The following is a 6,564-nucleotide window of genomic DNA, read 5'->3' on the forward strand; positions in this document are numbered from 1 at the left end:
GCTGCTGGATACCCGCGTGCGCCCTGCCGTTGCGCAGGATGGTGGCGACATTACGTTCCACGGTTTTGATCGCGGCGTGGTTTATCTGCATATGCAGGGTGCGTGCGCGGGTTGTCCGTCCTCCACTTTGACGCTGAAAATGGGGATTGAGAACCTGCTGCGACACTATATCCCCGAGGTGCTGGAGGTGCGGCCCGTTGCCGCCTGATCGCTTGATTCTGGCATTTGACACATCGGCCGCGCATTGCGCGGCCGCTTTGGTTTTGTCCGGCAAGGTTTTGATTTCGGTACAGGAACCGATGGCGAAAGGACAGGCCGAACGCTTGGTGCCTTTGCTGGAGGAGGTTTTGGCTTCCGCCGTGTTTGGCTGGCGTGATCTTGGTGCCATAGCGGTCGGCGTTGGTCCCGGTAATTTCACCGGGATCCGCATTGCAGTTGCGGCGGCGCGCGGATTGGCGCTTGGGTTGAACATTCCAGCCATCGGCGTCACCCAGTTTGAGGCTTTGGCCCATGGGCAGCCCCGCCCGCTGCTGGTGGTTGAAGATGCCCGGCGCGGGATGGTCTATGTTCAGGGGTTTGGCACCTTGCCCGCGGATGCCGCCGTTATGCCGGTCGAGGCCGCAAAGACCTTCCTGCACGCGGCGGCGGTGACCGGGGGCGGGGCCGCGCTGATCACCGATGCCCCTGCCCTGCCGCCTGCGATGCCGGTGGCCGAGGCCATCGCCCATGTCGCCGCAATGAAGCCCGGCGATGGTGCGCGCCCTGCACCGTTCTATTTGCGTGCTGCCGATGCCGCGCCATCGCGCGACCCCGGCCCGGTCATACTGGACGACGCATGATTCCGCCGCAGGTCATGGCCGCGCTACATGCACGATGTTTCACGGTGCCGCGTCCTTGGGGCCAGGCGGAATTCTCATCGCTTCTGTCAGGCGGGGGCGTCTTTGCGCTGGGGGATGGCCAAGGCTTCATTCTCGGTCGTGCGATCGCGGGCGAGGCAGAAGTGCTGACCCTTGCCGTTGCCCCTGAGGCGCGCAGGAAAGGCCGTGCGCGCGGTTTGCTACAGGGGTTCCTGACCGAAGCGGCAACCCGCCACGCCGAAACCGCGTTTTTGGAAGTGGCGGCGAATAACATCGCGGCGATTGCTTTGTATAAGGCGAGCGATTTTGCGGTGGCGGGTCGGCGCAAGGGCTACTTCACACCCCCTTTGGGGCCAAATCTGGATGCGCTGGTGATGTCGCGCATGATCACGCCAAACTGACGCCACGGCATCCTGCGAATATCCCGCCGAAAAAGGCGGGCCAACGCTCGCCGATCCGGCATTATTGGAAAATGCCTATTGACCCCTAAGGGCAAACCCCCCCTAATTTGGCCACGACCGGGCTTTCCCCGTTCAAGGGGGATTCTCTGGACAAAAAACCAATCGGGAGACGATATATGAGCCTCATGAAACACCTCGCCGCTGCCACGGGCGCCATCGCATTGACCGCAGGCATGGCCGCCGCCGATCCGGCGCTGATCTTTGATCTGGGCGGCAAATTCGACAAGAGCTTCAACGAGGCCGCCTATGAAGGTGCGCAGCGTTGGGCCAAGGAAACCGGCGGTTCCTACAAGGAACTGGAGATGCAATCCGAAGCGCAACGTGAACAATTCGTACGCCGCATGGCCGAAACTGGCGCAAACCCGATCGTGGTCTTGTCTTTTTCGAACATCGAGACGCTGAATACGGTTGCGCCGGACTTTCCCGACACCAAGTTCGTTCTGATCGACGGAATCGTGGATCAACCCAATGTCCGCTCCATCATATTCGCCGAACATGAAGGGTCGTATCTGGTCGGCATGTTGGCTGCACTCGCCTCCAAAACCAACACCGTTGGGTTCATCGGCGGTATGGACATTCCGCTGATCCGCAAATTCGGCTGCGGTTACGCCGAAGGTGTGAAAGCGGTGAAACCTGACGCAACGGTCATCGCCAACATGACCGGCAACACCGGCGCTGCATGGAATGACCCGGTTAAAGGTGGCGAATTGGCGAAATCGCAAATCAGCCAAGGCGCAGATGTGATCTTCGCGGCAGCGGGCGGCACGGGTCTGGGTGTGCTGCAAGCGGCGGCGGATGGTGGCATCCTGTCCATCGGCGTCGACAGCAACCAGAATTATCTGCATCCGGGCAAGGTTCTGACCTCCATGCTCAAGCGCGTCGACAATGCCGTTTATGACGCTTTCAAAGCCGGTGACAAGGTGGAGCCGGGCGTCATCAATATGGATCTGGCATCGAAAGGCGTCGACTATGCCTTTGATGACAATAACAAAGACCTGATCACGCCAGAGATGAAGGCAACGGTCGACGCCGCAGCCGCCAAGATCGCATCGGGGGAGATCAAGGTTCACGATTACAACTCTGACAACTCCTGCCCCTTCGTTTCCTTCTAAGAATGACGGCAGTGAATACTTTGGGGCGGCAGGAAACTGCCGCCCCAATCCAGACCCCGCTGGCGATTGAGCTGCGTGGGATTTCGAAAGCGTTTGGCCCGGTGCAGGCCAATAAAGACATCTCGATCAAGGTTGCCAAAGGCTCCATCCACGGGATCATCGGTGAAAATGGCGCCGGAAAATCTACGTTGATGTCGATCCTATACGGCTTTTACAAAGCCGACGCCGGGGAGATTTTCATCAGCGGCAAGCTGACGCCAATCCCCGACAGCCAAAGCGCCATTCGCGCCGGGATCGGCATGGTGTTCCAGCATTTCAAACTGGTGCAGAATTTCACGGTTCTGGAAAACGTGATCCTTGGCGCCGAAGGTGGCGCCATGCTGCGCGGTGCGATGGCGCAGGCGCGCGAAAGCCTCGCCCGTCTGGCGCATGAATATGAGCTGGAAGTGAACCCCGATACGGTGATCGAAGATCTGTCGGTGGGTCACCAGCAACGTGTCGAAATCCTCAAGGCGCTGTACCGACAGGCCGACATCCTTATTCTGGATGAACCAACCGGCGTGCTGACCCCGGCAGAGGCGGACCAATTGTTCCGTATTCTCAAAGGCTTGAGGGAACAGGGTAAAACCGTTGTTCTAATCACCCACAAGCTGCGCGAGATCATGGAGATCACCGATACGGTTTCCGTCATGCGGCGTGGTCAGATGACCGCGACAGTGAAGACCGCCGACACCAGCCCCGAGGAGCTGGCGGAATTGATGGTGGGCCGCAAGGTTTTGCTCTCCGTCGAAAAACGCCCCGCGACGCCGGGGAAACTGGTGCTGGAGGTGGAAAACCTGCGCGTGAAGGATGATGCCGGGATCGAGCGGTTGAAAGGTGTTTCTTTCACCATCCGCGCGGGGGAAATTCTGGGCATCGCGGGCGTCGCGGGCAACGGTCAATCGGAACTGCTGGAGGCGCTGGCGGGCATTGCAACCGGCACCGGAACGGTGCGTCTGAACGGTCAGGAGATTGCGCTGACCTCCCGCGCCGACGGCCAAACGCGGCGCGCACGCGGCATCGCCCATGTGCCGGAGGATCGGCAGCATCTGGGCCTGATCATGGATTTCACCGCTTGGGAAAACGTGGCGTTCGGCTATCACAACGCGCCGGAGTATCAGCGCAACCGCTGGATTCTGAACAACGACGCCATTCGCGCCGATACCGAAGACAAGTTGCAGCGCTATGACGTGCGGCCACCGATTGCAACGCTGCCTGCCAAGAACTTTTCCGGCGGCAACCAGCAAAAGATCGTTGTCGCCCGCGAGATGGACCGCAACCCCGATCTGTTGCTTGTCGGGCAACCCACCCGCGGCGTTGATATTGGCGCGATTGAGTTCATTCACAAACAGATCGTGGCCCTGCGTGATGCGGGAAAAGCGATTCTGCTGGTCTCGGTCGAATTGGACGAAATCCGAAGCCTGTCGGACCGGATCGCTGTGATGTTTGACGGCGAGATCATGGGGGAGCGCGACCCTGCAACCGCAGATGAGCGCGACCTTGGGCTGTTGATGGCGGGGATAGCAGAGTGACCACATTGCCGAAATGGGCCGATACGTTTCTGGTGCCGCTGATCAGCCTGCTGATCGCTTTCGTGCTGTCCGGTCTGGTCATTCTGGCAATCGGCGAAAACCCTGTCGCCGCGATGAAACTGATGGTGACGGGCGCACTTGGGTCAACTTATGGCTGGGGGTATACGCTTTATTACGCCACCAATTTCATGTTCACCGGGCTTGCGGTTTCGGTCGCGTTTCAAGCCGGGCTGTTCAATATCGGTGGCGAAGGGCAAGCCGGGCTTGGCGGGCTTGGTGTGGCCGTCGCCTGCCTTTATGTACCGTGGCCACACTGGTCCCTCGCGCTGATCGCCGCGATTTTCATGTCGGCGCTGTTTGGCGCGGCCTGGGCGGCGATTCCGGCCTATTTGCAGGCAAAACGCGGCAGCCATATCGTGATTACAACGATCATGTTCAACTTCATCGCCTCAGCACTTCTGGTCTATCTTCTGGTCAATATCATGCGTCCGGTCGGCACGATGGACAGCGCATCGGCGCGCTTTGATGCAGTGATGCGCCTGCCGCGCCTGCATGATATTCTGGCGCTGGTCGGGATTCCGTTCAACAATCGCAACCCGGCCAATATCAGCTTGCTGATCGCCCTGCTCGCGGCGGTCGGGGTCTGGGTTCTGATGTGGCACACAAGGCTCGGTTTTGAGCTTCGCGCATTTGGCAAGTCCGAAAAAGCCAGCGTTTACGCAGGGATAAACCCGGTCCGTATCACCATGTATGCGATGCTGATTTCGGGCGGACTTTCGGGCATGATGGCGATCAACACCGTGATGGGTGAGGCGCAGCGCCTGCTTCTGAACTCCGTCGAAGGGGCGGGGTTCATCGGGATTGCGGTCGCCTTGATGGGGCGCAGCCATCCGTTCGGGGTGGTCCTTGCGGCGGTCCTGTTCGGGTTTCTTTATCAGGGAGGGGCGGAACTGGCACTCTGGACCACGGTCCCCAGGGAGTTGATCACCGTCATTCAGGCTCTGGTTATCCTGTTCACCGGGGCATTGGATGATATGGTCCGCCGCCCGATTGCGGCGCTGTTCCTGCTGTTCCGAAAGGCGAGAACGTGATTGATTTTGCGACCCTGATCGAGATTTTGGACAGCACGGTGCGCCTTGGCACGCCCTTGCTTTTCGCCTGTCTTGCCGGGCTGTTTTCCGAACGGGCGGGGATTTTCGACATCGGCCTGGAAGGCAAGATGCTGGCGGCGGCGTTTCTGGCTGGAGCGGTTGCCGCAGTCACGGGATCGGCGTGGCTTGGGACGTTGGCGGGGATTGGCGGCTCTCTGATATTCGCGGCTATCCACGGCTTCGCCTCCATCACGTTCCGCGGCAATCAATTGATTTCGGGCGTCGCACTTAACTTTCTGGCTTCGGGCATGACAATTTTGCTGGGCCAATACTGGTTCGGTCTTGGCGGTCGCACCCCTGCGCTGATCGCGGGCGGGCGGTTTGAAGCCATCACCCTGCCTTTTGCGGATGCACTCGCGCCGATCCCTGTGATCGGACGACTCTACAGTGATCTGCTGTCCGGCCATTCCGCGCTGGTCTACATCGGGTTTGCCTGTGTTCCGGCCAGCGCGTTCCTGCTTTACCGCACCCGGTTTGGCTTGCGGCTGCGCGCCGTGGGCGAAAACCCGGCGGCGGTAGATACGGCGGGGATTTCAGTCACGGGCATCCGCTATGCGGCCGTTGCGATCTGCGGCGTTCTATGTGGTTTGGCAGGGGCTTATCTGGCGCTGGGTCTGGCCGCAGGCTTTGGTAAGGAGATGACAGCGGGGCGCGGCTTTATCGCGCTGGCGGCCCTGATCTTTGCGAAATGGCGGCCGTGGTATGCGCTGGGGGCGACAATGCTTTTCGGCTTTCTGGAGGCGGTCGGAAACCGCTTTCCCAAGATCGAGATCGGGTTTATCAGCGTGCCTTCGCAGTTCATGCAAGCCCTGCCCTATATCCTGACCGTGGTTATTCTGGCCGGGTTTGTTGGCAAAGCAACACCGCCACGCGCCGGAGGTGAGCCTTACGTCAAGGAGCGTTAGGGCGAGCTATTGGCCGAAGGACGAAGCCAAACGCGTGATGCCAGAACATCCACCCTTGTAGAGCCAGTTGTTACGGCTGCAACAATTCGTTGGGCGATGGGGTTTGACATCGTAGCTGTTCCGGCGCAAGTCTAGAACATGCTGCCCCGCCCTTCGCCGCGCGTCTTGAACGCCAGTCCGTAACCGCTTTTTTGCATACGCGCCGATTGTCCTGACATGCAGCTTTACCTGCCCATCGCTGAAATCTCGGTCAATGCATTCGCATTGCTTGGTCTTGGCGGAATCGTGGGCATCCTTTCGGGGATGTTCGGCGTTGGCGGCGGCTTCATCATCACGCCGCTTTTGTTCTTTCTGGGCATCCCGCCACCCGTCGCGGTGGCGACAGGTGCCAACCTTGTCGTCGCCTCCTCGGTCTCCGGTGTGCTGGCACAGTTGCGGCGCAAGGCGGTTGATTTCCGCATGGGCATGGTTCTGCTGATCGGGGTCTTGTCGGCTCTGCGTTTGGTA

At 59.9% G+C, this 6,564-nt stretch carries 8 protein-coding genes; all 8 read left to right on the plus strand.

Annotation, left to right across the window (positions count from 1 at the left end; genetic code table 11):
* Positions 1-208 (plus strand): NifU family protein (locus L0H65_RS11935; RefSeq protein WP_301459274.1); only part of this gene is annotated, 208 nt, incomplete at its 5' end.
* The gene (gene tsaB, locus L0H65_RS11940; RefSeq protein WP_301459276.1) at positions 198-839 is read left to right on the plus strand and encodes a tRNA (adenosine(37)-N6)-threonylcarbamoyltransferase complex dimerization subunit type 1 TsaB; all 642 of its coding nucleotides are present in this window, start codon (positions 198-200) and stop codon (positions 837-839) included. The genes L0H65_RS11935 and tsaB, both read left to right, overlap by 11 nt.
* Positions 836-1,258: a GNAT family N-acetyltransferase gene (locus tag L0H65_RS11945; protein ID WP_301459278.1), complete on the plus strand. Its 423-nt coding sequence runs from the start codon at positions 836-838 to the stop codon at positions 1,256-1,258. Before tsaB ends, L0H65_RS11945 begins: the two co-directional genes overlap by 4 nt.
* A gap of 176 nt (positions 1,259-1,434) precedes the next feature.
* On the plus strand, positions 1,435-2,430 hold the full coding sequence (locus tag L0H65_RS11950) for a BMP family protein (protein ID WP_301459279.1): 996 nt from the start codon (positions 1,435-1,437) through the stop codon (positions 2,428-2,430).
* A gap of 2 nt (positions 2,431-2,432) precedes the next feature.
* Positions 2,433-4,001, plus strand: a complete 1,569-nt coding sequence (locus tag L0H65_RS11955) for an ABC transporter ATP-binding protein (RefSeq protein ID WP_301459280.1) — start codon at positions 2,433-2,435, stop codon at positions 3,999-4,001.
* Positions 3,998-5,092, plus strand: coding sequence for an ABC transporter permease (locus L0H65_RS11960; RefSeq protein WP_301459281.1), 1,095 nt, complete (start codon positions 3,998-4,000; stop codon positions 5,090-5,092). Before L0H65_RS11955 ends, L0H65_RS11960 begins: the two co-directional genes overlap by 4 nt.
* Entirely contained in the window at positions 5,092-6,057 is a 966-nt protein-coding gene (locus L0H65_RS11965; RefSeq protein ID WP_301459283.1) for an ABC transporter permease, read from the plus strand. The genes L0H65_RS11960 and L0H65_RS11965 overlap by 1 nt, the downstream gene beginning before the upstream one ends.
* A gap of 216 nt (positions 6,058-6,273) precedes the next feature.
* On the plus strand, positions 6,274-6,564 hold a 291-nt coding region (locus tag L0H65_RS11970; RefSeq protein WP_301459282.1), incomplete at its 3' end, for a sulfite exporter TauE/SafE family protein.

Origin of the sequence: Pseudorhodobacter sp. (assembly GCF_030452865.1) — a bacterium.
GTDB lineage: Bacteria > Pseudomonadota > Alphaproteobacteria > Rhodobacterales > Rhodobacteraceae > Pseudorhodobacter.